This window comes from Amycolatopsis silviterrae (genome assembly GCF_042684085.1).
Classification (GTDB): Bacteria; Actinomycetota; Actinomycetes; order Mycobacteriales; family Pseudonocardiaceae; genus Amycolatopsis; species Amycolatopsis silviterrae.
In genome coordinates this window covers 1-25,600 of record NZ_JBHUKS010000002.1, presented here as the reverse complement: position 1 = coordinate 25,600, position 25,600 = coordinate 1, and the positions used below count along the sequence as shown (strand labels likewise).

Here is a 25,600-nt window from a genome sequence, read left to right as displayed (position 1 = left end):
CTGATTCCCTCAAGGAGTCCTTCACGGACCTGCGGGTCCCGGGCTAGCTGGACTCGCGGACCACCAGCGACACCGGCAGGATCTGCGCGCCCGGCGCGACCTCCTCGCCGTCCAACAGCCGCATCAACGTCGACACCATCGCACGAACCTGCTCACGCGGATCCTGATGCACCGACGTCAACGGCGGCGTCATCGCCGGAGCCAGCGCGGCGTTGTCGTCGAAACTGACCACCGCGACATCGCCGGGCACGTCACGACCGGCGGCCGACAGCGTGCGCAGCGCGCCCACCGCCATCAGGTCGCTGCCGACGAACACCGCGTCCAGGTCAGGCACCCGTTCCAGCAGCGCGGCCATCGCGTTCGCACCGCCGGTCAGGGTGAAGTCGGCCTCCTCCGCCAGCCCCGCCGGGTCGATCCCGGCGTCCACGAGCGTCGTGCGCCAGCCCGCGAGCCGGTCGATCGGCGCGCCCTGGTCCTGAGGGCCCGCGATGGTCGCGATCCGGCGGCGGCCGGACTCCACCAGGTGCGTCACCGCCTGCCGGGCGCCGCCCTCGTTGTCGAAGTCCACCAGGTGCACGCCCCGGCGCAGATCGGCGGCCTGCCCGCCGAACACCGTCGGCACCCGCAGCAACCGCAACGCCCGGGGCAGCGGATCGGCGCGGTGCGGAGCGAACACGAGGACGCCGTCGACGTGCCCGCCTTCGAGGAACCGCACGGTACGCCCGAGGTCCTCCCGGGTGTCGCTGAAGAGCAGCACCATCTGGCAGCCCACGTCGGCCAATTCCCGGTACCCGGCGCGCATCACCGCTGTTCGGTACGGGTCGTCGAGCAGCCTCGCTTCCGGCTCCGACAGCACCACCGCGATCGCGCCCGTCCGCCGGGTCACCAGCGAGCGCGCGGCTTGGTTCGGCGAGTACCCGAGGTCCCGCGCCGCGGCCAGCACCTTCTCGCGCGAGCGTGCGCTGACGTACGCGTCGTCGTTCAGCGCGCGCGACGCGGTGGACCGCGAAACCCCGGCGAACGCCGCGACGTCCTCCAACGTCGGCCGCTCGTCCTCGGACCGTGGCACCACTTCGCCCACCCCCCTGACTGTCGATCGGGCCCAGCTTAACCACGCCCCGCCGGGAGCGCTCCCGGAGACTCCGGCCTTGACATCCTTCGTTACCTGCAACACACTCGGTCGGCATTCTGGGAGCGCTCCCAGAACTGACTTCCAAGGGGTTGACGACGGTGACAACGATCCGGAAGGGCCTGGTGCTCGCGCTGGGCATCTCGATGACCGCGCTGAGCGCCGCGGCGTGCGGTGGCGGCGACAGCGAGGTGCCCGCGGCGGCCGGGCCGAACGAGCACGTGGAACTGACTCTCGCGACGTTCACGGAGTTCGGCTACGAAGCGCTCATCCCGGAGTACGAGCGGCTGCACCCGAACATCAAGATCACCCACCGCAAAACCGGCCAGGGCGGGCCGTACGCCCAGGACATGATGACGAAGCTCGCCGCCGGCTCCGGCCTCGCCGACGTGCAGGCCGTCGAGGAAGGCCACCTGTCGGACATCCTCAGCAAGTCCTCGAAGTTCAACGACCTGAGCAAGATCGGCCCCTCGGCCGTTTCGCCGGACCGCTGGCTTTCCTGGAAGTACGAGGCGGGCAAGGACAAGAACGGCAAGCTCCTCGGCTACGGCACGGACATCGGCCCGCTCGCCATGTGCTACCGCAAGGACCTGCTCGCCTCGGCCGGGCTGCCCAGCGACCCGGAATCCGTTAAACCGCTGTTCGCCACGTGGGACAGCTACTTCGCGGCCGGTGCCCAGTACACCGCCAAGACCGGCAAGGCGTGGTTCGATTCGGCGGCACAGAATTTCAACGCCATGGTCAACCAGCTGCCGGTCGGCTACCTCGACACCGGCGACAAGCTCACCGTGGAGAACAACCAGGGCATCAAGGACGCCTGGGGCAAGGTGACCGACGCGGTCGCGAAGGGCGAATCCGCGAAGCTCACCGCGTTCAGCAACGAGTGGAATTCCGGATTCAAGCAGAGTGCGTTCGCCACGAAAGCCTGTCCGGCGTGGATGCTCGGGGTGATCAAGGAACAGGCCGGGCCGGAGAACGCGGGCAAATGGGCGGTCACCGCGGCATTTCCCGGCGGAGGCGGCAACTGGGGCGGTTCGTACCTGACCGTGCCGACGCAGAGCAAGCATCCGCGGGAGGCTGCTGAGCTGGCTGCCTGGCTCACCGCGCCGGAACAGCAGATCAAGGCCTTCGAGGCCAAGGGCAATTTCCCGAGTCAGGCCAAGGCACTGGAAAACCCGCAGCTGCTGACCGCCACCGACGCGTACTTCGGCGGCGCGAAGATCGGCGAACTGTTCGCGGAGCAGGCGAAGAAGGTGGCGAAACCGCAGTACAAGGGCCCGAACGACGGCCAGATCCAGGAAAACGTGGCCAGCCCGGCGTTGCAATCGGTGGAACAGGGCGCTTCGGCCGCGGACGGCTGGCAGCGTTTGGTTGACGGCGCGAAGAAACTCGCCCGCTGACGATGACAGTCACCGACAAGGCCGCTCCGGAAAGCCGGGCCACGAAGCGGCACAGCGCCGAGTCGCGGCCCGGCCTGCGCGACCGGCTGGCGCGCTGGGATGTCAGTGTCTCGCCTTATCTCTACGTGGCACCGTTCTTTATCGTGTTCGCCATCGTGGGCATGTTTCCGTTGCTGTACACCGCGTACGTGTCGCTGTTCCATTGGGAGGCTGGTGACGACGATCCCGATTTCATCGGCCTGGACAACTTCAAGGAACTGTTCGCCGACGCGCAGTTCTGGCACGCGCTGGAAAACACGGTCAGCATCTTCCTGCTGTCCAGTGTGCCCCAGCTGATCATCGCGGTGCTGCTCGCCGCAGTGCTCAGTCTCCGGCTGCGCGGCGCCACCGGCTGGCGGGTCGGCATCCTGCTGCCGTACGCGGCGAGCCTGGTCGCGCTGGGGATCATTTTCGCGAACCTTTTCGGACCGCGCTACGGGCTCGTCAACGGCCTGCTCCAGACGGTCGGATTGTCCCCGGTGGACTGGCAGGCCAATCGGTTCGCCAGCCACGCCGCCATCGCGATCATGGTGAACTGGCGGTGGACCGGTTACAACGCATTGATCGTTCTCGCCGCTATGCAGGCCATTCCGAAGGAATTGCACGAGGCCGCGCTGATCGACGGCGCGGGCACCGTACGCCGGTTTACTCACGTGACACTGCCGCTGCTCAAGCCGACGCTGATCTTCGTCACCATCACCTCGACGATCGGCGGACTGCAGATCTTCACCGAGCCTAAGCTGTTCGACGCGATGCCCGGGTCGAACAACGGCGGCTCCACGCACCAGTTCCAGACCGTGACGCTGTATCTGTACCAAAGCGCTTTCGAGAACTTCAACCTCGGCTACGCGTCCGCGATCGCCTGGGTGCTTTTCCTGATCATCATCGTGATCGCGCTGGTCAACTACTTCGTCACCGGACGGCTCGCCGGGAGGCGAAAATGACCGTGCAATCCGGATTGCGGGCCCGCGCGTCCCGGCTCGGCAAACCGCGCAAGGCGACCTACGGCGTGCTGATCGTTTTCGTGCTCGGTTCGCTGTTCCCGTTCTACTGGTCGTTTCTCGTGGCCAGCCGCGACAACGGCATGCTCACCGAACGGATCCCGCCGCTGTTGCCGGGCGGCAACTTCTTCGCCAACGCGGCACGGGTGTTCGACACCGTGCCGTTCTGGCGGGCGCTGGCCAACAGCGTTATTGTGTCCGGCACAGTCACGCTCACCACGGTGCTGTTCTCGTCGCTGGCCGGGTTCGCCTTCGCCAAACTGCGTTTCCGCGGCCGCAACGGTTTGTTCGTGTTCATCGTGGTGACGCTCGCGGTACCGACTCAGCTCGGCATCATCCCGCTGTTCATCGCGATGTCGAAACTCGGCTGGGCGGGCGGACTGCAGTCGGTGATCGTGCCCAACCTGGTCACCGCGTTCGGCGTGTTCTGGATGCGACAGTACACAGTGGACGCACTGCCGTACGAACTGATCGAAGCCGCGCGTGTGGACGGCTGCAGCATGATCCGGGTCTTCTGGAACGTGTGCCTGCCCGCTGTCCGCCCGGCCGCGGCGATCCTCGCCATGTTCACGTTCATGACTTCCTGGAACGATTTCCTGTGGCCGCTGGTGGTGCTCGACGCGGGCAATCCGACCGTGCAGGTGGCGCTGGAGAAACTGCAGAGCGGCTACTACGTCGACTATTCGCTGGTGCTCGCCGGCACCACGCTGGCGACCATTCCGATCCTCATCGTCTTCCTCCTGCTCGGCCGCCAGATCGTGGCCGGGATCATGCAAGGCGCCGTGAAAGGGTGACCATGTCCGCACAGCCGATCCCCGACGTGCTCGCGTTTCCGGACGCGTTCGTGTGGGGCGCCGCCACGGCGGCCTTCCAGGTCGAAGGATCGACCACCTCCGACGGTCGGGAGGCGTCTATCTGGGACACCTTCGCCGCGCGGCCGGGCACGGTCGCCGGCGGCCACACCGGCGATCCGGCGGCCGACCACTACCGCCGCTACGCCGAAGACGTGGTGCTGATGCGTTCGCTCGGGCTCACCGCGTACCGGTTTTCCCTGTCCTGGCCGCGAATCCTGCCGCACGGCAAGCCGGAACCACGCGGGCTGGCGTTCTACGACCGGCTCGTGGACCGGCTGCTGGCCGCGGGCATCCAGCCGTGGGCGACGTTGTATCACTGGGACCTTCCGCAGTCGCTGGAGGATCGCGGCGGCTGGACCGCACGCGACACCGCCTACCGGTTCGCCGACTACGCCGGCACCGTCGCGGCCCGGCTCGGCGACCGCGTGGCGAGCTGGTCGACGCTGAACGAACCGTGGTGCGCGGCTATGCTCGGCTACGGCTCGGGCGTCCACGCGCCGGGCCGGACGTCACCGGAGGGTGCCGTGGCCGCGGCACACCATCTGCTGCTGGGGCACGGGCTGGCGATGGACGTGCTCCGGCAGCACACGAGCGCGCCGTGCGGGATCACGCTGAACCTGTACCCGGTCGTCGCGGATTCGCCGGACGACACGGACGCCGACGCCGCCCGCCGGATCGACGGGCTGCAGAACCGGCTGTTCCTCGACCCGCTGCTGCGCGGCGGCTATCCCGTCGACCTGCGCGAGGACCTGGCCCGGTTCGGCTTCGACACCGTGGTGCGCGACCAGGACGAGGCGGTGCTCGGCAAGCCGATCGACTGGCTGGGCGTGAACTACTACCGCGGCTACCGGGTGGCCGGTTCGGCGCGGCTGGGAAGCACCCCGGCGGGCCGCGAATGGCCGGGAGCCGAGCAGGTGCACTTCGTCCCGGACCCGGCCGCGCCGCGCACGCATTCCGGCTGGGAGGTGCGGCCCGCCGGGCTGACCGAGGCATTGCTGCAGGTGCACGACGGTTACCCGCCAGTACCGTTGTATGTCACGGAGAACGGCGCGGCGTATCCGGATGTGTTCCGCGACGGCGAGGTCTCCGACGACGAGCGCATCGCCTTTCTCGACGCACACCTGCGGGCCGCGCACGACGCGCTGACCCGCGGCGTGGACCTGCGCGGCTATTTCTACTGGTCGTTGCTGGACAATTTCGAATGGGCCGAGGGATACGCGAAACGCTTCGGCCTGGTGCACGTCGACTACCGCACCCAGCGGCGCACGCCGAAGCGCAGCGCTCGGTGGTATGCGGAGGTGATCGCCCGCAACGCGCTTGCCTGAACCGGAAGTGACCTACTACCGGGTTCACTCCCGTTGCCGGGAAAGAGTTTCGCTCCGGAATTCGCGTCACGGCCCGCGGGCGCGGCCGTCGGACCAGTGCCGGGACCGCCCCGAACGGTCCCGCGACCGGAGACTGGAGCGTCCGATGACGGTGCGGAGCCGGGTGGCCGACGAGGTCACCACGTGGCTGACCGGGGAATTCGCGGGACGAGTGCCCGCGGAGGCAGTCCAACTGGTGGTGCGGGCGGCCGCGCGCGATCTCGACGGCCGGGTCGTCCCGGACGATCGCGGCGACCTGCTGTACCGCGTGGCACGAGCCCGGCTGGTGCGGCTGCTCGCCGCGCCGGACCAGCCACGCATCCCGCGTTCGCGCGGGTAACCGATTTCCGGGACGACGGTTCCCCGGGCGCACGCGTCCCGGAGGACACCGTCGCGGGCTTCCCTGGTGGCCCAAGGTCACCGGGCGCGCGCCTACCGTGTTCGGCGCGCCAGCCTGGCTACGACCCTGGCAGCACCCGGCTGCTCAACGGGGCGTGCGAACGCTCCGGCGGCCACCACACCTGCGCGGGCGGCGGGGGAACGTCGTCGTCGGGGAGTTCGAGTGCGTCCGCGCCGCTCTGCCAGCGGTTCCAGTGCACCGAGCACAGACCGCGCCACAAGGAATCCTCCGCACAGTCCCGCCGACGGCACCTGCGCACCTGCTGACCGCTATCAATCACGTCCACGACTCCAAACCCGCGCTCAACCTCCCCGCCGGCTCCAGTCTGCCCCGGCTCCGGCGGGAACGCCCCGTACTCGCGTCAACACAACCCTTGTGCAGCAACGGAACGAGAGATCCCACCCTACTCCAGCCACCTGTGCGCGCACCGCGCGACCACAGTGCACTCTTTCAGCGGTTGACGGTCCCGTAGTCAGCCGTCGAACGTGGATACCCTGTGCCGCAACGGAGAGTCAGCGTCCGACGGCGTACCGTAGGTGTGTCCACAATGGATGATCAATGCCGCGGATGCTGGGCGTCGTACTCGTGTGCCGCGGCGCGCTGGGTGCGGGTGCGCAGGAGCTGTTCGTCCGGGGATTCGTCCACATCGGCCAGTCCGAGCGCGACCGCACGGCGGATCTGCTCGCGGTTGTCACGGACGACGGACGAGAAGAAATCGTCGATGCGCGGGTCCAGCAGGACTTCCAGCAGCACCCGGAAGGACGTGTCGACCGTCGCGCGGACGATCTCGTCGTGAAACGGCAGCCTGCGCAGCTTGCCGAGCTGCGGGTCCTCCGAGATCTTCTCGGTGATGATCGCGCGCAGCTCGGTCTTGTTCTCACTGAGGGATTTGGCGAGGTTTTCCGGGTAGTTCCCGGTTTCCAGCACCTTGACGACCTCGTCCAGCACGGCGATCGTGACCGGCTTCTTGATCGCACGGACGATCGACTCGGTGAGTTTGTCCACGAGGCGGTAGGTGAACTGCTCCCCTACCGCGCGGTCGGCTGCCCGGCCCAGGCGGATGATGAGCAGGATTACGGCGATGACGTGGTGGTGTGCGACGAAATCCGGGTGGGCGATGGGGATCATCGCGAAGATCTCGTACCAGGTGCGGGCCAGGAATGCGGGTCGCCAGGCTCGTTTGCGCCAGCGCCAGAGGAGTTCCAGGAGGAAGATTCCGCAGATTACGCAGTCGGCGATGAAGAACCAGCGGCTGAGGGATCTGGCCGGGGGGTCGATGAGGAGCCAGGCGAGCATGCCGGTGGAGACGATCGCCAGGGCGAGCATGATCCAGTCGTCGGCTCGGACGTTGCCGGGGAGGATGCCGCTGTTCAGTTCGGTGGTGCGTTCAGGCTTGGCTGAACGGCCGGTGGTCATGCTCGGCTCCCCTTGGCATCGGTGGTCCCTCTTTGCTGGGTGATGATTCCATGGTGGGGGGCTCGTGCTTCGCACGTCGCGCCCCGGGGGTGTTGGGGGCACCCCGAAGCTTGATTGTGATGACGGTCTGAGGGTGCTTGTCAAGGCGGGAAAGATGCCTTGACAAGCACCCTCAGACCGCATTTGGGCTTCGTATCGGGGTGCGGGGGTGGTGTGGGTGCCCGGCTGGGTTGGGTGCGTCGGCGACGGTTCTCGATGGGGCGGGGCTAGCGGCGACCAAGGGCCGTGAGGGGAACCCTGAGGGAATCAGAGTCCGTGAAGGTGGCCCTCACAGACGGTGCCAGCGCCTAGAAAGACGTGAAGGACTCCTTGAGGGAATCTAAGTCCGTGAAGGGGCCCCTCACGGACTCCGGCGGTGCCAGCGGGCCGTGAGGGGAACCCTGACGGAATCAGAGTCCGTGAAGGTGGCCCTCACGGAACGCGGAGCCAGCGCGGGAGAGGCGGGCGGGGGGTGGTCACGCCCAGCTTCGGAACCGGTACACCTGACCGCGGGGCACCAGACATCTTGACACGATCCCCCCACTGCAGCAGGCTTTTCTCACGCCGCCTAGTTAGGAAAGTTTACTAACAAGGAGACCTTGATGCCCGCTCCCCGGAAGGTGGCGCTGTTCGCCGCCGCTTCCGTTTCGCTTACTACCGTGCTGGCTGGTGCTGGGCCCGCGACCGCGGCCTCCGTCGCGCATCCGTTTCCCGCGCATGTCACTTATCAGACTGGGGTTCGGCCGTCGGCCAGTCAGGCTGATCAGGATGCCGCCGTCAGAAAACAGTATGACTCCTGGAAGAAAACTTACCTTCGCCAGGCTTGCGGCGGGTACCTCGTCTGGGCGACCGACGACGCGCCCAACAAGGGCACCGTGTCCGAGGCGCAGGGCTATGGGATGAACATCGTTCCGCTGATGGCCGGCTACGACGAGCAGGCCAAGACGATTTTCGACGGGATGTGGAAGTTCGTCCAGGACCACCGGGACGGCAAGGGGCTCTTCCAGTGGGTCATCGACGGCAAGACCTGCAAGTACGCCGACGACGGCACCCCGGACTCGGCGACCGACGGTGATCTCGACGTCGGTTACGGGCTGATTCTCGCGGACAAGCAGTGGGGCGGTTACAGCGCCGCCGCGAAGGACTGGCTTGCCAAGGTTTACAAGTATGACGTCGCGCCCGACGGGCATCTCAAGATCGCCGACGACGCGGGCAACGACGACACCCGGCCGTCCGACTTTATGCTCGATCATCTGCGCGCGTTCGCGAAATACGACACCGCGCACGACTGGAACAAGGTCGTTACCCGGACCGAACAGTTGATCACGCAGTTCACCGCCAAGTACTCGCCGAACGCGAATCTGCTGTCCGACTTCGTGGTCGGTGCGAACACCAACAGCCCCAAGCCCGCGCCCGCGGACCATCTGGAGAATCAGCCGGACAACATTGTCGGCTACAACTCCGTTCGTGTGCCTTGGCATATGGGCACTGACGCCCTGCTGTACGGCGGCAAGGTCGCGACTGAGGTCGCCAAGAAGGAATCGGCCAGCTACAAGAGTCACTCCGGTGGTAACCCGGCCAAGATTTACCCGCACACCAAGCTCGATGGCACGCCGACCAAGACCAGCGATCAGTCCGAGGTCGCGGCGAATCCGGTGGGTGTCGCCGCGATGGTCGCGGGTGATCAGGCCTGGACCGATTCGCTGTGGAAGTACATGGCGGGCAACCCGTATGAAGACACCTACTACGGCGAGACCGTCAAACTGCTCGTCTACCTGGTGATGTCCGGCAACTACTGGGCTCCGTGATCCCGGACCCACCCGTGCGGACGCGCTAACCGGCGGCGTTCGCGCGGGTGGGCGGGCACTTTCCGCCGGGGGTGGTCAGCAGTTCGAAGTGCCACATCTCGTTCGCGTACACCTGGCACAGGCCGTATTTCTCGCCGTGCCGGTTCAGCCAGTCGTCGGCTCGCGTGGGGGCGACGTCGACGGCCTTGCCCGACACGTGCGTCGATTCTTCCGGTGTGTTCACATACTTTCGCGCTTTTTCGAGGCTGCCGTACTTCTCGATGCCACCCTCGAGCAGTTTCCGCTGGTACTCCTTGGTGCGCCAGCCCGACGCGATACGGATGTCCACTTTGTACTGACGCGCGTCGGTCGCCGCCTTCTGCAGCGCGTTCCGCAAATCCGGATCGAGATTTCCGACCGCCGGGTAGTCCGTGTCGAACGGGGTGAGCGTGACGTCTTCCGGGATGCCGCCCTGAGCCGGGTCGTGGTCCGGGTCGTCGGCCAGCGCGGTGGCGCCGGAGCATCCGGCGATCACCAGCGCGGGCAGGACGAGCAGGGCGGCCATGATCTTGTTGCGCAGCACGCCGCAACTATCGCGAGCGGGTGTCCCCGGACGGTTCGGCGAATGTCCGCGCTGCGTAACAAGACCGCATGATCAGGTAACGTCAGGAAGTGAGGCCGATCCCCGCCTCGGCGGTGTTGACCAGGAACGTGAGCGTCTCGTAGAAGTACAGCTCCACAGTGGACGCGTCGTGGCTGGCGTAGCCGATGGACAGGTCTTGCCCGAAGTGCAGTTCGTAGTCGCCGCCGCGGGTGGACAGCACGCAGGCGCCGCTGATCGCGGGCGTGCGGATGAGGTCGCCGTCCACGATCTGCTTCAGGTGCTCCAGCACCGGATAGCCGTGGTTGGCCGCCTCGTACGCGGCGGTGAACTCGTCGTCGCTGAGCAGCACCGTGTACGGCCCGGCCACGCCCGCGTCGCGCAGTTCGGCGATCGCGTCGCCGATCGCCTTCGGGTAGCCCGGGGCCTCCGGCGGCAGCGCGATCGGGGACAGCGACGACGCCGGCCGGATGCCGGTGATGCCCGCCTCGGCGAAACCGTCGAGCACGATCCGGTCCTCGGCGTACGCGATCTGCTGCGCGGCGTCCTTCACCGGCTGCCAGTCGGCGTCTTTCGCGCCCCACTCGACCGAATCGACTTCCTCGCGCGACACCGTGAACGGCACCCGCAGCTCCACGATCCGCTGCGCCGTGCGCAGGCTCGTCGCGACGCCGTCGAACTTGCCGCCGACGCGTTCCCGGCGCCCGGTGCCGATCGCGGCGAGCGCCGGGTCGCCGGTGACGACGACGTCCACCACCCGGCGCGCCGCGGCGAACTCGGCGAACGTGCGCTTCGCCTCCTCCTCCAGATCCGCCCACGCGGCGGCGGAGATCGGGGCGAGTTCGCGATGCAGGTTGTTCATGACCGAGTGCTCCTTCGCAGGCTTCCGATGCCCAGCGACGTCCCGGCGGGCGTCGCGGCAGCCGGTGGTTCCGGCTCGGGCGGGGCGTCCGGCGGATCTTCCAGGAAGTCCGCGGTCGGCACGTAAAACAGCGCGCCGGTGAGGGGCGTGGAGAAATCGAGAATCCGGTCGTGGTTGCCGGGCGGCGATCCGACGAACATGTTCTCCAGCATTTTCTCGATCACCGCCGGAGATTTGGTGTAGCCGATGAAGTAGGTGCCGAACTCGTCGTGCCCGGGGCGGCCGAACGGCATGTTGTCGCGCAGGATGTCGAGTTCGTTGCCGTCGTCGTCGGTGATCACGTTGAGCGCGATGTGCGAGTCCGCGGGCTTTTCCTCATCGGACAGCTCCACATCGGACAGTTTGCGCCGTCCGATCACCAGCTCCTGCTGTTCGGTGGAGAGCGCGTTCCAGGCCCGCATGTCGTGCAGGTACTTCTGCACGACCACGTAGCTGCCGCCGTCGAACGGCTCGTCGTCGTCCACCAGCACGGCCTGCTTGACGCCGCCGCCGGTCGGATTCTCCGTGCCGTCAACGAAACCCAGCACGTCGCGCGCGTCGAAGTAACGGAAGCCCTGCACCTCGTCGATGACCGTGACCGAACCGCGCAGCCGGTCCATGATCAGCGTTTCCAGCTCGAAGCACAGGTCGAGCCGTTCGGCGCGGAGGTGGAACAGCAGGTCGGCCTCGGTGGTGACGCTCGTGTGCCGTTCACCGGAGAACACCGGCAGCTCGTGCAGTTCCGCGGGTCGCGGGCCGCCGTAGATCCGGTCCCACGCCGCCGATCCGATCCCGGCCACGCAGGTGAGCCCGGCGCCCGCGTCGCGGAAGCCGACCGCGCGCTGCAGCCCGGGCAGGTCGGCGAGGAGGTCCTTCGCGGTCTGCTCGGCCCCGGCGTCGACCCGGACCAGCAGGAAGATCGCCGCCCTGGTCAGCGGCGCGGAAACGGCCTGCGGCTCAGGCGGTTCAAGGTCCCCCGCTTGCACGCTCGCGCACCCCTTCTCGCCCGGTGACCGTTCGAGCGCATCCTAACCACGGACCGGCGCGCGCACCGGGCATCACCACTCGGGCGGGGTAACCGTCAGACGAAGTTCGTCAGCAGAGCCGCGACATCTGCCTCCAGCCGGTCCGCCGCCGCGTCCTGACCGGCGAGCTGCTGCAGCAGCGCACGCTGGAACAACCCGTCGAAGGCGGCGTACGCGACCTCCGGCGACGCCTTGGCCGGCCGGTCGGTGAACTCGGTGTAGCGCTGCACGACCCGCCACACCATGTCTTGGCGCTGTTCGTCGATGTCGAGGACGTCACCGCGGAACGACTCCTCGAACAGGCTCTGGTTGCGCAGGTCGTACCAGAGCCGGTGCATCGCCGCGTCGGACCGCAGCGTGCCGGCCATCGCCGCGCCGAAGCCGTGTTTCAGCTCCTCGGCCGAACCCGCTTCCGCCACGACGTCGTCGTAGCGGGTCACGCAGACCTCTTCGAACTTGCGGACCGCGTAGGTGAGCAGCTCGACTTTGTCGGCGAAGTAGTAGTGCAGGACGCCGTGCGAGAAGTCGGATTTCTGGGCGATTTCGCGCAGGCTCGTGCGGGCGTACCCCAGCTCGGCCAGCGCCTGCAGCGCGGACTCGGCCAGCTGCTCGCGCCGCTGGGCGAACTTGTCCACGGCGCGGCGGGAGATGCGCTCCTTCGCCTGTGTCACACCCGGCAGTCTAGCGCGACACCGTTTCTTGACGAGTGTCCAAGAAAATCTTGACGACTGTCCAAAATTAGCTACCGTGTGACCTACGCCGCACCGCGGGCACGGCGGCAAGGGCACGTCTCAAGGAGGAGATGTCGATGGGTTCGTACGACCTGACCGGGCGCACCGCGCTGGTCACGGGTGGCGCGCAGGGTCTCGGCCAGGGCATGGCCGAGGCGCTCGCGGAGGCTGGCGCGGCGGTGGTGATCGGCGACGTCCAGGAGGACCTCGGCCGCCAGACCGCCGACGCGATCAAGCAGAGCGGGGCCAGCGCCGGGTTCGTCCGGCTGGACGTCACCGACGACGAAAACTGGGCGCAGGCAGTCGAGGCGGTGGTCGGCGAGCACGGCGGGCTCGACATCGTCGTGAACAACGCGGGCGTCGAGATCACCGGCCTCGTCGCCGATCTCGACCCGGCCGACGTGCGGAAGATGCTCGAGGTCAACGTGCTTGGCACGTCGCTCGGCGTAAAGCACGCGTTCCGCGCCATGCGTCCGGGCGGCGTCGCCGGACGCGGCGGAGCGGTCGTGAACATCGCCTCGGTGGCCGCGACCATCGCTTTTCCCGGGATCGCCGGTTACTCGGCGACGAAATCGGCGGTCGACCGGCTTACCCGCGTCGCGGCGATGGAGGCCGGGAAGCTCGGCTACGGCGTGCGGGTGAACTGCGTGTACCCGGGCCTCGTCCCGACGCAGATGGGCAACCAGCTCGCGACTGACGTGGTTGACGTCGGGCTGTTCCCGAGCGTCGAGGAGGCGATCGGCGCGGTCGTCGCGCAGACCCCGGCCGGACGGCTGGGCGAGGTCGCCGACATGGCCGACGCCGTGGTGTTCCTCGCCTCGGACGCCGCCCGCTTCATCACCGGCGCCGGCCTTCCGGTCGACGGCGGCATGGGCATGTGAACCCTCTCCACAGAAAGGAAAACCAGTGACCAAGCCCGTCGTCGTTTACGGCGCGTCCGGCTACACCGGCCGCCTGATCTGCGAATACCTCCGCGAGTACAACGTGCCCTTCACCGCGGCCGGCCGGGACAAGGCCCGGGTTCAGGCCGCGCTCGACCACATTCCCGGCCTCGACACGGTGGACCACGAGGTCGTCGAGGTCTCGCACGAAACCGGTCCGCTCACCGAGCTGTTCCGCGGCGCGTCGGTCGTGTGCAACACGGTCGGGCCGTTCAGCGAATACGGCCACGAGGTCGTCCAGGCCTGTCTTGAAGCCGGGACGCACTATCTCGACACCACCGGCGAGCAGGACTGGCTGATCTCCGCCGAAGAGCGGTACGGCGCGGACATGGCCGCCAAGGGCCTGCTGCTCTCCCCCGGCATCGCGCAGATGTACACCACCGGCGAGATCGCGGCGAACCTCTGCCTTGAGACGCCCGGTCTGGACACTTTGGACATCCTGGTGTTCTGGAAGGGTTATCCCACCGTCGCTTCCACGCAGACGATCCTGGTGAACGCCGCGCTGTCGGCCGCGTATTACCTGGAGCAGAACGAATACGCGCCTTGGCCGGCCGACGGCGGGCTGCAGGACGTGGCGGTGCCGGGGCATCACGAGATCGGCCTCGCGCTGCCGTGGGGCGGCACGTCGCATCCGGTGTGGTTCAAGAACGATCCGCGCGTGGCCAACGTGAAGGCGGTCGGCGGCGTGTTCGACCGGGCGCTGATGCAGGGCGTGCCGCAGATCGTCGCGGCCGTGCTGGAACAGGTGAAAGACCTGCCGCTGGAAGAAAAACTCAAGGTGCTGCACGAGCAAGCGGCGGCGGTACGGGACGAGATGCCGCCTCGGGAAAACCAGCGGATCAACACGTCGCTGGACTCGGTGCACGCGTCCGGTCCGCTCGGCCGCGCGCACTGCGTGATCCACGGGACCTGCAACTACAAGCAGACCGGGCTGATGCAGGCGTACGCGGCGTATTCGCTGCTGCAGCAACCGCCTCGACGGGCTGGGTTCGCATCGGCGTGCCAGGCGTTCGGGCACCGCGAACTGCTCGGCGTGCTGCGGTCGTTCGGGCTGGTCTCGAATCCCGTGCTGACCGTGCAGTCCTGAACCGTACTGAGCCAGGGAGACGAGCGGTGCGACTGACCGACTACCTCGACAAGGGCGCCTCGCTGGGCCCGTCGGCTCCGTGCCTCACCACGGACGGCGGATCGCTCAGCTACGGCGAGGTCCAGCAGCTGTCCTGGCGGGTCGCCCGTGCGCTCGCGCGTTCGGGCGTGCGACCGGGAGACAAGGTGGCGATCCTCTCCACGAACGACCCGGTGTCGTTCGGGTGCGTCTTCGGCATCAGCCGTGCAGGGGCGGTCTGGTGCCCGGTCAACCCGCGCAACGAGGCCGCGGAGAACCGGGAGCTGCTGGACCTGTTCGACTGCACGTGCCTGCTCGTGCAGGAGTCGTTCGCACCGCTCGTTTCCCGCATCGCCGGCCAGCTGCCGAAGCTGACCACGGTGGTGTGCCTCGACGGCTCGTTCCCCGGCGCGATCCCGCTGGCCGACTGGCTCGACGGGCTTCCCGGCGAGCCGTGGCAGGCCGATCCGCCGGACGACACGGCGATGCTCGTCGGCACCGGCGGCACCACCGGGCGGCCGAAGGGCGTGGTGCTGACCGGGCACAACGTCGAAACGATGTCGGCGCTGACGTTGATGAGCTACCCGTTCCAGCCGCGCCCGCGATACCTCGCGCTGGCCCCGCTCACGCACGCCGCCGGGGTGCTGTGCTTTCCGGTGCTGGCGCTCGGCGGCGAGATCGTGGTGATGCCGTCGCCGGATCTCGGGCGGTTTCTCGAACTGGTCGAACGGCACCGGATCACCCACACCTTCCTGCCGCCCACGCTGATTTACCTGCTGCTGGACCATCCCGCACTGTCCACAACGGACTTCAGTTCGCTGGAATGCCTGTGGTACGGGGCCGCGCCGATGTCCGCCGCCCGGCTGGAAGAGGCGATCACCCGGATCGGGCCGGTGCTCGGTCAGCTGTTCGGGCAGAGCGAAGCGCCGATGATGATCTCCACGCTGGCCCCGGCCGACCATTTCCATCCGGACGGTTCGCTGGCTCGCGAACGCTTCACGTCCGCGGGGCGTCCGACACCGCTGACGCAGGTGGCGATCATGGCCGACGACGGAACGCTGCTGCCGCGCGGCGAACGCGGCGAGATCGTGGTGCGCGGACCGCTCGTGATGCCCGGCTACTACCGGAATCCGGAGGCGACCGCGGACGTCAGCAGACACGGCTGGCACCACACCGGCGACATCGGCTACCTCGACGAGGAGAACTTCCTGTACGTCGTGGACCGGGCCAAGGACATGATCATCACCGGCGGGTTCAACGTCTACTCGGCCGAGGTAGAGCAGGCGCTGATGACGCATCCGGCAGTGCAGGACTGTGCGGTGATCGGGCTGCCGCACGACAAATGGGGCGAACAGGTGACCGCGGTCGTCCAGCTCCACAACGGACGGACCGCGACGGCGGACGAGCTGCGGGCCACGGTGAAGGACGTGCTCGGGAGCGTGAAGACGCCGAAGGAGGTCCTGCTCTGGCCGGACCTGCCGCGGTCGAAGGTCGGGAAGGTGCTGAAGACCGACGTGCGGGCCCAGCTGCTGGCCGAGCGCGCCTAGAACTGACCGCCGCCGGCGTGCACCGTCTGGCCGGTGACCCAGCGGGCCTGGTCCGAGGCCAGGAAGCCCACGATGTCCGCGATGTCGCCGGGCTCAGCGATCCGGCCGAGCGGCGTCTGGCTCGCGCTGAACTCGACCACACCCGGCGGCCCGTCAGTGAGGAGAGCGTCGGTGCGGACCGCGCCCGGGAGCACGCTGTTCACCGTCACGCCGCGCGGGCCGAGTTCCTTCGCCAGGACCCGCACGAACTGGTCGCCGGCGGCCTTCGCGGCGCCGTAGACCCCGGTGCCGGGGCGGGCTGTCTGGACCACTCCGCTCGACACCACGACGATCCGGCCGCCGTCGCGCACTCGCCGGGCTGCCTCGCGCAGGGAGACGAAGGTGGGCCGGAGGTTGGTGGAGAAGATCAGGTCGAAGACCTCGTCGGAGGCTTCGGCGAGCGGCACGAACCGGGCGATCCCCACATTCGCGACGACCACGTCGAGACCGCCGAATTCCTGTTCCGCGCGGTCGAAAAGGCCGCGTAGCTCGGCGTCGTCGGTCACGTCCGCGCGCAGCGCCGCCGCCTGCCCGCCGTCCGCGCGGATCTTGGCGACGACGGCCTCCGCCGCGTCCTGATCAGTGCGGTAGTTGACCGCGACGGAAAACCCGTCCGCACCCAGCCGTTCCGCGATCGCCCTGCCGATCCCTCGCGAACTCCCGGTGACCAGCGCGACGCCCGCTTCCCTCTGCACGACGTCATCCTAGACGCGCCCAAGACACCCTCGGTCCGACATTCCGGGCACGTCTTCCGCAGTTTGGGGGAAGCGGGTAACCCGACTAGGTGAGACGCCAGCTACCGTGGGTCCTTCGACCACCGGACGTGGCAGGAAGAGGAACCCCGATGCGTCGTCGCAAGACCTCCAGCGCGCTCCGCGTCGCCCAGGTGCTCCTGGCCGTCGTCTCCCTGCTGGTCCTCGGCGGCACGGCCTACGCGTGGTCGACGCTGCACCAGATCACCGACGGCCTGACCAGGTCCGATGTGATCGGCGGCGCGAGTTCGCCGATGGACGAGCAGAACATCCTGATGGTCGGCCTCGACACGCGCACCGACGCACAGGGCAACCCGCTGCCCGACGACGTGCTCGACCAGCTGCACGCGGGCGGTGCCGACGACGGCGGCGACACCACCGACACGATGATCGTCGTGCACATCCCGGCGGGCGGCGGGAACGCGACGGCCTTCTCCATCCCGCGTGACTCGTACGTCCAGCTGGCCGGGAAGTTCGGGAAGCACAAGATCAACTCGGCTTATACGTATGGGCAGACGGCTCGAAAGACTGAGCTGAAGGCGCAGGGGGCGTCGGGGGCGCAGCTGGAGACGGACTCGGCTCAGGCTGGGGCGAAGACTGCGATCGATACCGTGCAGCAGTTGACCGGGTTGACTATTACGCATTATGCGGCGGTTAATCTTGCTGGGTTTTACTACGTGAGCCAGGCGGTGGGCGGGGTTCCGGTTTGCCTTAAGGCTCCGGTTAAGGATAGTTACTCTGGGGCTAATTTTGCTGCTGGGCCGCAGAATGTGGCCGGGGCGCAGGCGTTGCAGTTTGTGCGGCAGCGGCATGGGTTGCCTAATGGGGATCTGGATCGGATCAAGCGGCAGCAGGTTTTTATGGCCAGTATGGCCAAGACGATTCTTTCCGCTGGGACGTTGGCGGATCCGGGGAAGCTGGATGCGTTGATCGGGGCGGTCAAGAAGGCCGTCGTGGTGGATACTGACTGGGATTTGCTGGGGTTTGCTCAGCAGTTGCATGGGATGAGCGCGGGGAGCATCAACTTCGTTACGGTGCCGGTGGTCAGTATTACGCTGAAGACGCCTAATGACGGGGATGCGGTGCAGGTGGATCCGCAGCAGATTCAGAAGTTTGTTCGGGAGCAGGTGGGGGGTGCTCCTAGCTCTTCTGCTCCGCCGCCGTCGTCTTCGTCTGGGGATCCGGCGCTGGCTGCGTATGTGGTTGATGTGCGGAACTCGTCTGGGGTGGATGGGTTGGCTAATCGGGTGGCGGACAAGCTTGCTGCTGCTGGGTATTCGCGGGGGTCGGTTTCCAATAGTGCTGCTCGGCGGACTTCTACGGTTTATTACGGGCGGGGGCAGCGTAGTCAAGCTGAGCGGATCGCGGAGAAGCTTGGCGGGGTTGCGGTGGCTTCGGACAGTTCGCTGGGGAAGGATCGATTTACGGTTTATTTGGGGCAGAAGTATTCGGATGATTCTGGGGTGCATCCGGCTGCTGCTCCCGCCGTTGCGCAGGCTCCGGCTGGGGAGATTACTGCTGATGGGGTTACTTGTGTGAACTGATGTTGGTTGCGTGGGGCACCCCGAAGCCTGAGTGTGACGACGGTCTGGGGTGGCTTGTCAAGGCGGGAAAGATGCCTTGACAAGCCACCCCAGACCGCGTTTTGGCTTCGTATCGGGGTGCGGGGGTGGTGTGGGTGCATCGGTGGCGGTTGGTGGCGGGGCGGGGCTAGCGCCCCAATGTGGCATTGGGGCGATCCCGGCGGGCGGGCGGCGAAGGTCCGTGTAGGACTCCTTGAGGGAATCTGGTTCCGTGAAGGGGCCCCTCACGGACCGACTCCGGGCCGGGGCCGGGGCCGGGCTGGGCTCGCCGAGGGTCGTGAGGGGAACCCTGAGGGGATCAGAGTCCGTGAAGGTGGCCCTCACGGACCGTCAGCGGCGGGACGAGGCGAGGGCCCGGGAATGCGACAGCGGGCCAGCCCCGTTAGGGACCGGCCCGCCTTCGATCTGGTGGAACTAGCTAACTCAGGCGTTGCTCCGGCGGCGGCGAACCACCAGGACCATCGCACCGCCTGCGATCACCAGGGCTGCGCCGATGCCGATGGGCAGGGCGGCGTTCACGCCGGTGTTCGCCAGCGGGGTCTGGCCCGAGTTGTTGCCGCCGGCGGGGGCGGTCGTCGCGGGGGCGGTGGTGACCGGGCCCCCTTCGGTCCAGGTGCCGGTCGCGGCGGCCTCGACCGTGCTCTTCTGCGACTGGGCCACGATCAGCGACTGCGCGGGCTTGCTCTGGTAGTTCTTGGCCACGAAGAGGCGACCGGTGTTGACGTCGCCCGCGGCCTTCACCGCGAGTTCGGCGGTGCCGGGCTTCGCGTCCTTCGGGACGTCCAGGAACAGCTTCGTGCCGTTCTTGATCGCCGAGGACTTGATCTCCTCGCCGTTCTCGCCGACGACCTTCACGCCCTCGGGGAGCTTGCTCGTGAAGTCGGTGACGCTGCCGGTGGTGGCGATGGTGAACGGGCCGATCTTCGAGCCCGCTTCGCCGTCCGCCTTGGCCGGGGTGATGCTCAGCGTCGGCTTCTTCTCCTCGACGCCGGTGTTCGCGTCGCCGGTCAGGTAGTTGTACAGCGCGAGGACGTCGGCCGCCTCGTCCGCGGAGCCGTTGTCCAGCGGATTCTCGGCGTCGAGGTCCTTGCCGTCGCTGTAGTGCCACACCGCGGCCTGCGTCGCGGTCAGCGCTTCCTTCATGGACAGACCGTCGTGGAGCTTGGCACCCTTGCCGGTCAGCGTCTTCTCAAGCGACGCCACGTCCTCGGAGGGGTAGCTGTGGTGCAGCACCCAGTTGATGTTCTTGTTGTTCTTGCGGAACGGCGACTTCGCGTCGGGGTAGTCGTTCCAGGCGTGTTCGACCATCGTCTCGCCGAAGCGCGCGCCGACCTCGATCTGCACGCAGTACATCTTCGAGATGGCACCGTCAGACAGCTTGAAGTTGAACAGCGTCGTCTGGACCTTGCCCTTGTTGGCGATGTTGACGTCGAAGCCCGACGTGCCGCCGTACACCAGCTCGCCCGAGGCCGCGCCGCTGCGCGCCGTGGGGGCGTTGTCGTCGGCCAGGGCGACCGGCGCGGCGATCATGAGCGCCGCTGCCGCGGACGCCGCCGCGGCCCCTCCCCGGACCAGAATTGACCTGCCGTGCATGCTTTCTCCCATCCAGTCCCGAACCACGTACGACGGACCGCGTGAGACCACATCTCCCCGACCACGACGGCCACCAATTCGGGTGAAGAATCCACCCAGTCAAGCGATGGCGAAGCATACACAGGGCTCACATGTGCACTGTGGGTGGTCCCCTGATTGCGCTTTTGTCCCTCCGAGGGGAGTCGTTCCTCCCCTTGTGTTGCTCTGGGTGGATGTGCGCGGAGCTGCCGGAATACGCTGGAACGACGCTTGGGAAAGGCTTCATCGGTGATCACGCCACCTCCGCCGGACGTGCTGGCTTCGTTCGGCTGCGCCAGTGCCCCGGTCCGGCTGGACGGCGGGAAGGGCGGGAGCTGGCGCGTCGGCGACGTCGTGGTGAAACCGGTGGAGTTCGCTCCGGAAACGCGGTGGCGGCAGGCGGCGCTCGCGGCGGTGCCGGAGTCTCCCGAGTTCCGGATCGCGCGTCCGCTTCGGACTCTCGACGGGGGCTGGATCGCTGGTGCAGCAGACGACAATTCGGTCGCTGCAGGATGGGAAGCCAGTCAGTTAGTGCCTGGTCACGTGGACACTGCCCGGCCGGACGACGCGATTCGCGCCGGGATTGCGTTTCACCAGGCTGTCGCGGGGCTGCCTCGTCCGGGGTTTCTCGATCTCCGGCGCGATCCCTGGGCGGTCGGCGATCGCGTCGCCTGGGAAGAATCGCCGCTGCAGGTCTCGGCGACCGCTCGGGCGCTTCTCGAACCGTTGCTCGCCGCGCGTTGTTCAGTAGATCTTCCCGCGCAAGTCGTGCACGGTGATCTTCCCGGCAACGTCCTGTTCGCGCCGGGACAGCCGCCTGCGGTGATCGACTGGGCGGTCTACTGGCGTCCCCCGTCCTGGGCCGCCGCGGTGGCTGTCGCCGACGCGTTGTGCTGGTACCAGGCGACTCCCGGCCTCGTCGACCGCTGGGCGTATCTGCCGGAATGGCGGCAGATGCTGATCCGCGCGCTCGTCTACCGGATCGTCACGCACGACCTGGCCGGGCACTGGGCTCCGGACCAGGTCGCGGCTTACCGGCCCGCCATCGCGGCGGTGCTCAGTTGACCAGGTTCTCCAGCGCCTCGCCCTTCGCGTAGTGCGCGAGCTGACGTTCGGCCAGCCGCTTCGCCCGCGGGTAGAACGAGTCCGAGCCGCCGGCGATGTGCGGGGTGATGATCGCGCCGTCGAGCGTCCACAGTGGATGGTCGGCGGGCAGTGGTTCCGGGTCCACGACGTCGAGCGCCGCGCGCAGGCGGCCGGCGGACACCTCGGCGGTGAGCGCGTCGGTGTCGACCGCGGTGCCGCGGCCGACGTTCACGACCAGGGCCGTGTCCGGCAGCAAGGCCAGCTCCGAGGCGCCGATGAGGCCCTGGGTCTGCGGGGTGTCGGGCAGGACCAGCACCACGATGTCTGCGGCCGGCAGGAGGTCCGGCAGTTCGGCGATGCCGTGCACGCCGGAGCGGGCGGTGCTGGCGACCCGGACGACCTCGGCCTCGCCTGCCTCCAGGTACCGCTCGATGGCACGGCCGATCGAGCCGTAGCCGACCAGCAGGACGCGGCAGTCGGCGAGCGAGCGCGTGTGCACCCGGTCCCACGAACCGGTCTGCTGCTGCGCGAACCAGCGCGGGAAATACCGTTGCGCGGCAAGGATCAGCGCGAGCGCGTGCTCGGCGACGCTGAGGTCGTGCAGGCCCCGGCCGTTCGCGAGCTGAACGCCGGACGGGACGAGCGGCAGCAGGTTGTCGTAACCGGCGGAAAGCGTCTGCACCACGCGCAGCGACGGCAGCTGCGGGATGAGCTTCGCCGCGGCCGGGCCCTGGTCGTAGGGCAGGACGTAGAACTCGACGTCGCCGAGGCCGTCCGGCGGGGTGCCGCGGCCGTCCCACACGACCGCGTTCAGTTCGGCCGGAACGGAAATGTCGGACCAGGGCACCAGTACACGCGCGGTCATGCTCGCCTTTCCTTCGTCTTCACCGGAACCGCGAGCACCAGCACCGCGGCTGCGGCCATTGTCCCCGCCAGCATCAGGAACGCGGCAGCCGTGCTGCCGGTAGCCGATTCGAGCCAGCCGACCAGGTAGGTCCCGAGGAACCCGCCGAGCGCGCCTGCGGCGTTGACCACCGCGACGGCCACGCTGGCGGTCCGCTGCGGCAGCAACTCGGAAATCATCGCGAAAAACGGGCCGTACGGCGCGTACAACGCCACCGCGGCGATCGCCAGCAGCACGAACGCCCACCAGAAATGCTGCTTTCCCAGCAGATACGAACCGTAGAACGCGACCGCGCCACCGAGCAGCCACGGCCACACGTACCGCCGCCGCACGCCGGACCGGTCTGAGCCGCGCGAGTTGATCAGCATCGCCACCACCGCGAACGCGTACGGGATCGCCGACAGCAGGCCAGTCGCGCCGATCCCGGCCGACGAACCCGCCTTGACGATCGACGGCAGCCAGAACACGAAGCCGTAAACCCCGATGCTCCACAACAGATACTGCGCGGACAGCACCAGAACCGCCTTGGACCGCAACGCTTCCCGCACCGGACGATCGGCCGGTTGCGGCAGTTGCGCCTGTTCCGCGGCGATCGCGCGCTCGATGGCGTCGCGGCCCGCCGGGTCGAGCCACGGGGTGTCGGCGGGCCGGTCGCGGACCTGCGCGCGGAACACGAAAGCCCAGATCAGCGCCGGGACTCCCTCGATGATGAACATGCCGCGCCAGGACGTCGCCTCGATCAAGTATCCCGACACCGCCGACAGCCACATCACCGTGACCGGGTTGCCGAGGATCAGGAAAGCGTTGGCACGGCCGCGTTCGGCCTTCGTGAACCACCGCGCGAGCAGCACGACCAGCGCGGGCAGCACCGCCGCTTCCACCGCGCCGAGCAGGAACCGGACCACGATCAGCACCGGCACCGAGCTGAGCAGGCCCTGCGCGGTCGCGAGGACGCCCCACGCGAGCACCGACCAGAAGATCAGGCTGCGCACGCTGCGGCGGTCGGCGTAGAGGACGCCGGGGACCTGCAGCAGGAAGTAGCCGAGGAAGAACGACGCGGCGATCAGGCCGGACGTCGTGCTCGTGAGGTTCAGTTCCTCGGCCATGCCGCCCGCGGTCGCGATCGAGAAGTTCGACCGGTCGAGGTAGGCGAGGCTGTAGGTGACGAAGACGATCGGGATCAGCCGCAGCCAGCGCTGCCTCCCGAGCGCGCCCGCCTGCTCGACGGTGTTCATCCGGTACTCCTGTCGCCGCTGACCCAAGTCCTTGACGCGCTTTCCGTCATATGGAAAGCTATTCCGCAATACGGTGAGAGGCAGTGTGCGTTGCCGCGCGCGGGACGTCAAGGGGGTCCGATGGCGGACATGGTCGGCAAGGCGTTACGAGTGCTGTCCCTGCTCGGCGGCTACCCCGAAGGCGTGCCGCTGTCCGAGCTGGCGCGCGCCGCCGGGTATCCGGTGAGCACGACGCATCGGCTGCTCAGTTCCTTGCAGAGCGAGGGATTCGCGCGCAATGACCCGGTGTCGAAGCGGTATTCGCTGGGGCTGCGGCTGTTCGAGCTGGGTCAGTCGGTGTCGCAGGCGCGCGGGTTCGCCGGGGTCGCGCTGCCGGTGATGCAGAAGCTGTCCGCGGAGACCGGCGAGCCGACGCTGCTGGCCGTGCTGGACGGGCACAACCAGGTCTACGTGCATTCGGTGCAGGGGTCGCAGCGGCTGCAGATCCGGGGCGAACCGGGTGCGCGCGGGCCGTTGCACTGCACGTCAATGGGCAAATGCCTGGTCGCCTTCGCGCCGAACCGGGACGAGCTGGTCGCCTCGCTCGAACTGCCCGCGCTGGGCCCGCGCACGATCACCTCGCGGGAGGCGTTCGCGGCGGAGATCGCGGCGGTGCGCGCACGTGGGTTCGCGATCGCTGACGAGGAGCATGAGGAAGGCATCCGGGCGGTTGGTGTGCCGATCAGGACGCCGGACGGGACGGCGATCGCGGCGTTGTCTACTGCGGCACCGGCTTATCGGCTGACGGTCGCGCAACTGGAGGCGTTTGTGCCTGATTTGCGTGCTGCTGCGCGGGAGTTGGCGGCGGTGCTGCCTCGGTGACGTCTTACTCGCCGATCTGGCCCTTGATCCACGAGACGAGCTGATCGACCCGCGCCGCAGTCTCAATCCCCGGCGAAGGACAGTCCGGGCCGAAGTTCTCGACCGCGACGAGCGTGTTCTTTCCCTTCACCGGCACGAAAAACGGGGACCCCGAATCGTCCGGGCACGGGCTGTTCTCGACGGTCCGCTTCTTCAGCGGCTCGAGGGTGATCTCGTTTTTGCGGACCTCGTCGACCTGGAAATCGCCGCGTTTGATGTGGTCGGTCTGCACGATGACCTTCGAGGACAGCGAACCCCAGCCGACGAAGGTCGTGTGCTGGCCCGGGTCCGGCGGGCCGTCCGGCAGCGCGAGCGGTTCGATGTCGGTGACCGGCTCGGACAGCTTGGCGAGGGCGAGGTCGTTGACCGCGGACTGGCGCGCGTCCACGATCTTCAGCACGTGCCCGCGCGGATCGGAATCGGTGAGCTTCCCGATCGCGGCGGTCACGGTGTAGTCGGGCTTGCCGCTGACGCGCGTGCCGTCGAGGTCGTGGAAGCAGTGGCCCGCGGTGACGATCCATTCCGGGGCGATGAGCGACCCGCTGCAGCCGCCGGTGCGGACGCCGCCGCCCTTCTCCGGGATGTCCTTCGAGGACAGTTTGACGCTGAACGGGGTGGGGTGGTCGGGCAATGCGGGGGTGGCCGGCTGCGTCTTGCCGGCGGCGCCACCGGTGCCACCGGTGATCGTGCCGCTGGCGTTGCCCGCGTTGCCGCCGACGCCGCGCGCGACGGCCACGTTCGGCACCGGCTTGGCCGTCTCGGCTTCGGCGGCCCGGTGCAGGCCCACGTAGGCACCGGCGGCCCCGGCTCCGAGGACCGTCGCGACCGCCACGGCACCCAGCCGAACGCTCGCCCGCTGCACGGACCGTGACTTTGTGTGCACCACGGCGTCCAAGATAGCGAAGTTGTTAACCCGAATGAGTGAGTGTGCCCGATTAATCCGATGACCGAGGTAGAAACTGACGCGGCCGATACGGGGGGTCGGGGGTTGGTCACGGAATGCTAACGGCGAGGTGGCGTTTTGCCTGGACGTTGCGCCGTTTGGCCGCCGGGGCCAGATTTCGGCCGTTGCTCCCGATCAGCGGGACGGTCCGGCCGGGGTGCGGTCCGGGGGCTGCCCCAATGTGGCATTGGGTGCATCCCACGCACCCAATGATGCTCCTATGGTGTGTCAAGGGGTGAGGTGGTGGATTGCGGCGAGGTCTGCTGT

Annotated in this window: 24 protein-coding genes; 12 read left to right on the top strand and 12 right to left on the bottom strand. The window is 67.9% G+C overall.

Annotation, left to right across the window (positions count from 1 at the left end):
- Window positions 1-43: 43 nt before the first annotated feature.
- The gene (locus tag ACFSVL_RS00950; protein WP_378299677.1) at window positions 44-1,072 is read right to left on the bottom strand and encodes a LacI family DNA-binding transcriptional regulator; all 1,029 of its coding nucleotides are present in this window, start codon (window positions 1,070-1,072) and stop codon (window positions 44-46) included.
- Between the two features lie 158 nt (window positions 1,073-1,230).
- On the opposite strand from ACFSVL_RS00950, the gene ACFSVL_RS00945 reads away from it, so the two are divergent.
- The 5 genes from ACFSVL_RS00945 (at window position 1,231) to ACFSVL_RS00925 (ending at window position 6,127) form a co-directional block, all read left to right on the top strand.
- Window positions 1,231-2,529, top strand: a complete 1,299-nt coding sequence (locus ACFSVL_RS00945) for an ABC transporter substrate-binding protein (protein ID WP_378299430.1) — start codon at window positions 1,231-1,233, stop codon at window positions 2,527-2,529.
- Window positions 2,530-2,531: 2 nt separating this feature from the next.
- Window positions 2,532-3,512 (top strand): carbohydrate ABC transporter permease, encoded by a 981-nt coding sequence (locus ACFSVL_RS00940; protein WP_378299428.1) that lies wholly within the window; start codon window positions 2,532-2,534, stop codon window positions 3,510-3,512.
- The gene (locus tag ACFSVL_RS00935; RefSeq protein WP_378299426.1) at window positions 3,509-4,363 is read left to right on the top strand and encodes a carbohydrate ABC transporter permease; all 855 of its coding nucleotides are present in this window, start codon (window positions 3,509-3,511) and stop codon (window positions 4,361-4,363) included. Before ACFSVL_RS00940 ends, ACFSVL_RS00935 begins: the two co-directional genes overlap by 4 nt.
- A gap of 2 nt (window positions 4,364-4,365) precedes the next feature.
- Entirely contained in the window at window positions 4,366-5,748 is a 1,383-nt protein-coding gene (locus ACFSVL_RS00930) for a GH1 family beta-glucosidase (protein WP_378299424.1), read from the top strand.
- A gap of 145 nt (window positions 5,749-5,893) precedes the next feature.
- Complete coding sequence (locus ACFSVL_RS00925; RefSeq protein ID WP_378299422.1) at window positions 5,894-6,127, top strand: hypothetical protein; 234 nt, start codon at window positions 5,894-5,896, stop codon at window positions 6,125-6,127.
- A 118-nt stretch (window positions 6,128-6,245) separates the two neighbouring features.
- On the opposite strand, the gene ACFSVL_RS00920 is transcribed toward ACFSVL_RS00925, so the two are convergent.
- Both ACFSVL_RS00920 and ACFSVL_RS00915 read right to left on the bottom strand, forming a co-directional pair.
- Window positions 6,246-6,473 (bottom strand): hypothetical protein, encoded by a 228-nt coding sequence (locus ACFSVL_RS00920; RefSeq protein WP_116202123.1) that lies wholly within the window; start codon window positions 6,471-6,473, stop codon window positions 6,246-6,248.
- Window positions 6,474-6,742: 269 nt separating this feature from the next.
- Window positions 6,743-7,603, bottom strand: a complete 861-nt coding sequence (locus tag ACFSVL_RS00915) for an ion transporter (protein ID WP_378299420.1) — start codon at window positions 7,601-7,603, stop codon at window positions 6,743-6,745.
- 641 nt (window positions 7,604-8,244) lie between these two features.
- Between ACFSVL_RS00915 and ACFSVL_RS00910 the strand changes: the two genes are divergently transcribed.
- Window positions 8,245-9,450 carry a glycosyl hydrolase family 8 gene (locus ACFSVL_RS00910; protein ID WP_378299418.1) on the top strand — a complete coding sequence of 402 codons (1,206 nt, stop codon included), beginning with the start codon at window positions 8,245-8,247 and terminating at the stop codon, window positions 9,448-9,450.
- Between the two features lie 25 nt (window positions 9,451-9,475).
- Here the strand turns inward: ACFSVL_RS00910 and ACFSVL_RS00905 are convergent, their stop codons facing one another.
- The 4 genes from ACFSVL_RS00905 to ACFSVL_RS00890 all read right to left on the bottom strand — a co-directional run bounded on the left by ACFSVL_RS00905 (window position 9,476) and on the right by ACFSVL_RS00890 (window position 12,627).
- Entirely contained in the window at window positions 9,476-10,012 is a 537-nt protein-coding gene (locus tag ACFSVL_RS00905) for a M15 family metallopeptidase (RefSeq protein WP_378299417.1), read from the bottom strand.
- 82 nt (window positions 10,013-10,094) lie between these two features.
- Window positions 10,095-10,892 (bottom strand): family 1 encapsulin nanocompartment shell protein, encoded by a 798-nt coding sequence (locus ACFSVL_RS00900; RefSeq protein ID WP_378299415.1) that lies wholly within the window; start codon window positions 10,890-10,892, stop codon window positions 10,095-10,097.
- Window positions 10,889-11,917, bottom strand: coding sequence for a Dyp-type peroxidase (locus ACFSVL_RS00895; protein WP_378299413.1), 1,029 nt, complete (start codon window positions 11,915-11,917; stop codon window positions 10,889-10,891). The genes ACFSVL_RS00900 and ACFSVL_RS00895 overlap by 4 nt, the downstream gene beginning before the upstream one ends.
- Before the next feature lie 95 nt (window positions 11,918-12,012).
- Window positions 12,013-12,627, bottom strand: coding sequence for a TetR/AcrR family transcriptional regulator (locus ACFSVL_RS00890; protein WP_378299411.1), 615 nt, complete (start codon window positions 12,625-12,627; stop codon window positions 12,013-12,015).
- A 137-nt stretch (window positions 12,628-12,764) separates the two neighbouring features.
- Between ACFSVL_RS00890 and ACFSVL_RS00885 the strand changes: the two genes are divergently transcribed.
- From ACFSVL_RS00885 to ACFSVL_RS00875, 3 genes are read left to right on the top strand one after another with little or no spacing between them, the layout of a single operon-like run.
- On the top strand, window positions 12,765-13,568 hold the full coding sequence (locus tag ACFSVL_RS00885) for an SDR family NAD(P)-dependent oxidoreductase (RefSeq protein WP_378299409.1): 804 nt from the start codon (window positions 12,765-12,767) through the stop codon (window positions 13,566-13,568).
- Between the two features lie 25 nt (window positions 13,569-13,593).
- Complete coding sequence (locus ACFSVL_RS00880) at window positions 13,594-14,715, top strand: DUF5938 domain-containing protein (RefSeq protein ID WP_378299407.1); 1,122 nt, start codon at window positions 13,594-13,596, stop codon at window positions 14,713-14,715.
- A 26-nt stretch (window positions 14,716-14,741) separates the two neighbouring features.
- Complete coding sequence (locus tag ACFSVL_RS00875; protein WP_378299405.1) at window positions 14,742-16,280, top strand: acyl-CoA synthetase; 1,539 nt, start codon at window positions 14,742-14,744, stop codon at window positions 16,278-16,280.
- Here the strand turns inward: ACFSVL_RS00875 and ACFSVL_RS00870 are convergent.
- Window positions 16,277-17,014 carry an SDR family oxidoreductase gene (locus tag ACFSVL_RS00870; protein ID WP_378299403.1) on the bottom strand — a complete coding sequence of 246 codons (738 nt, stop codon included), beginning with the start codon at window positions 17,012-17,014 and terminating at the stop codon, window positions 16,277-16,279. The genes ACFSVL_RS00875 and ACFSVL_RS00870 overlap by 4 nt on opposite strands.
- Window positions 17,015-17,163: 149 nt before the next feature.
- On the opposite strand from ACFSVL_RS00870, the gene ACFSVL_RS00865 reads away from it, so the two are divergent.
- Entirely contained in the window at window positions 17,164-18,615 is a 1,452-nt protein-coding gene (locus tag ACFSVL_RS00865; RefSeq protein WP_378299401.1) for an LCP family protein, read from the top strand.
- Between the two features lie 462 nt (window positions 18,616-19,077).
- Here the strand turns inward: ACFSVL_RS00865 and ACFSVL_RS00860 are convergent, their stop codons facing one another.
- On the bottom strand, window positions 19,078-20,247 hold the full coding sequence (locus ACFSVL_RS00860; protein WP_378299399.1) for a thioester domain-containing protein: 1,170 nt from the start codon (window positions 20,245-20,247) through the stop codon (window positions 19,078-19,080).
- Between the two features lie 267 nt (window positions 20,248-20,514).
- On the opposite strand from ACFSVL_RS00860, the gene ACFSVL_RS00855 reads away from it, so the two are divergent.
- On the top strand, window positions 20,515-21,330 hold the full coding sequence (locus ACFSVL_RS00855; RefSeq protein WP_378299398.1) for a TIGR02569 family protein: 816 nt from the start codon (window positions 20,515-20,517) through the stop codon (window positions 21,328-21,330).
- Here ACFSVL_RS00855 and ACFSVL_RS00850 read toward each other — a convergent pair.
- Both ACFSVL_RS00850 and ACFSVL_RS00845 read right to left on the bottom strand, forming a co-directional pair.
- A complete protein-coding gene (locus ACFSVL_RS00850) occupies window positions 21,323-22,216 on the bottom strand; it encodes a 2-hydroxyacid dehydrogenase (protein ID WP_378299396.1) in 894 nt (297 codons plus the stop codon). The two genes, ACFSVL_RS00855 and ACFSVL_RS00850, sit on opposite strands and share 8 nt — an antisense overlap.
- A complete protein-coding gene (locus tag ACFSVL_RS00845; protein WP_378299394.1) occupies window positions 22,213-23,490 on the bottom strand; it encodes an MFS transporter in 1,278 nt (425 codons plus the stop codon). The genes ACFSVL_RS00850 and ACFSVL_RS00845 overlap by 4 nt, the downstream gene beginning before the upstream one ends.
- Before the next feature lie 120 nt (window positions 23,491-23,610).
- Between ACFSVL_RS00845 and ACFSVL_RS00840 the strand changes: the two genes are divergently transcribed.
- Complete coding sequence (locus ACFSVL_RS00840) at window positions 23,611-24,351, top strand: IclR family transcriptional regulator (protein WP_378299392.1); 741 nt, start codon at window positions 23,611-23,613, stop codon at window positions 24,349-24,351.
- A gap of 4 nt (window positions 24,352-24,355) precedes the next feature.
- Here ACFSVL_RS00840 and ACFSVL_RS00835 read toward each other — a convergent pair whose 3' ends face one another.
- Window positions 24,356-25,222, bottom strand: a complete 867-nt coding sequence (locus ACFSVL_RS00835) for a S1 family peptidase (protein ID WP_378299390.1) — start codon at window positions 25,220-25,222, stop codon at window positions 24,356-24,358.
- Window positions 25,223-25,600: the final 378 nt, after the last annotated feature.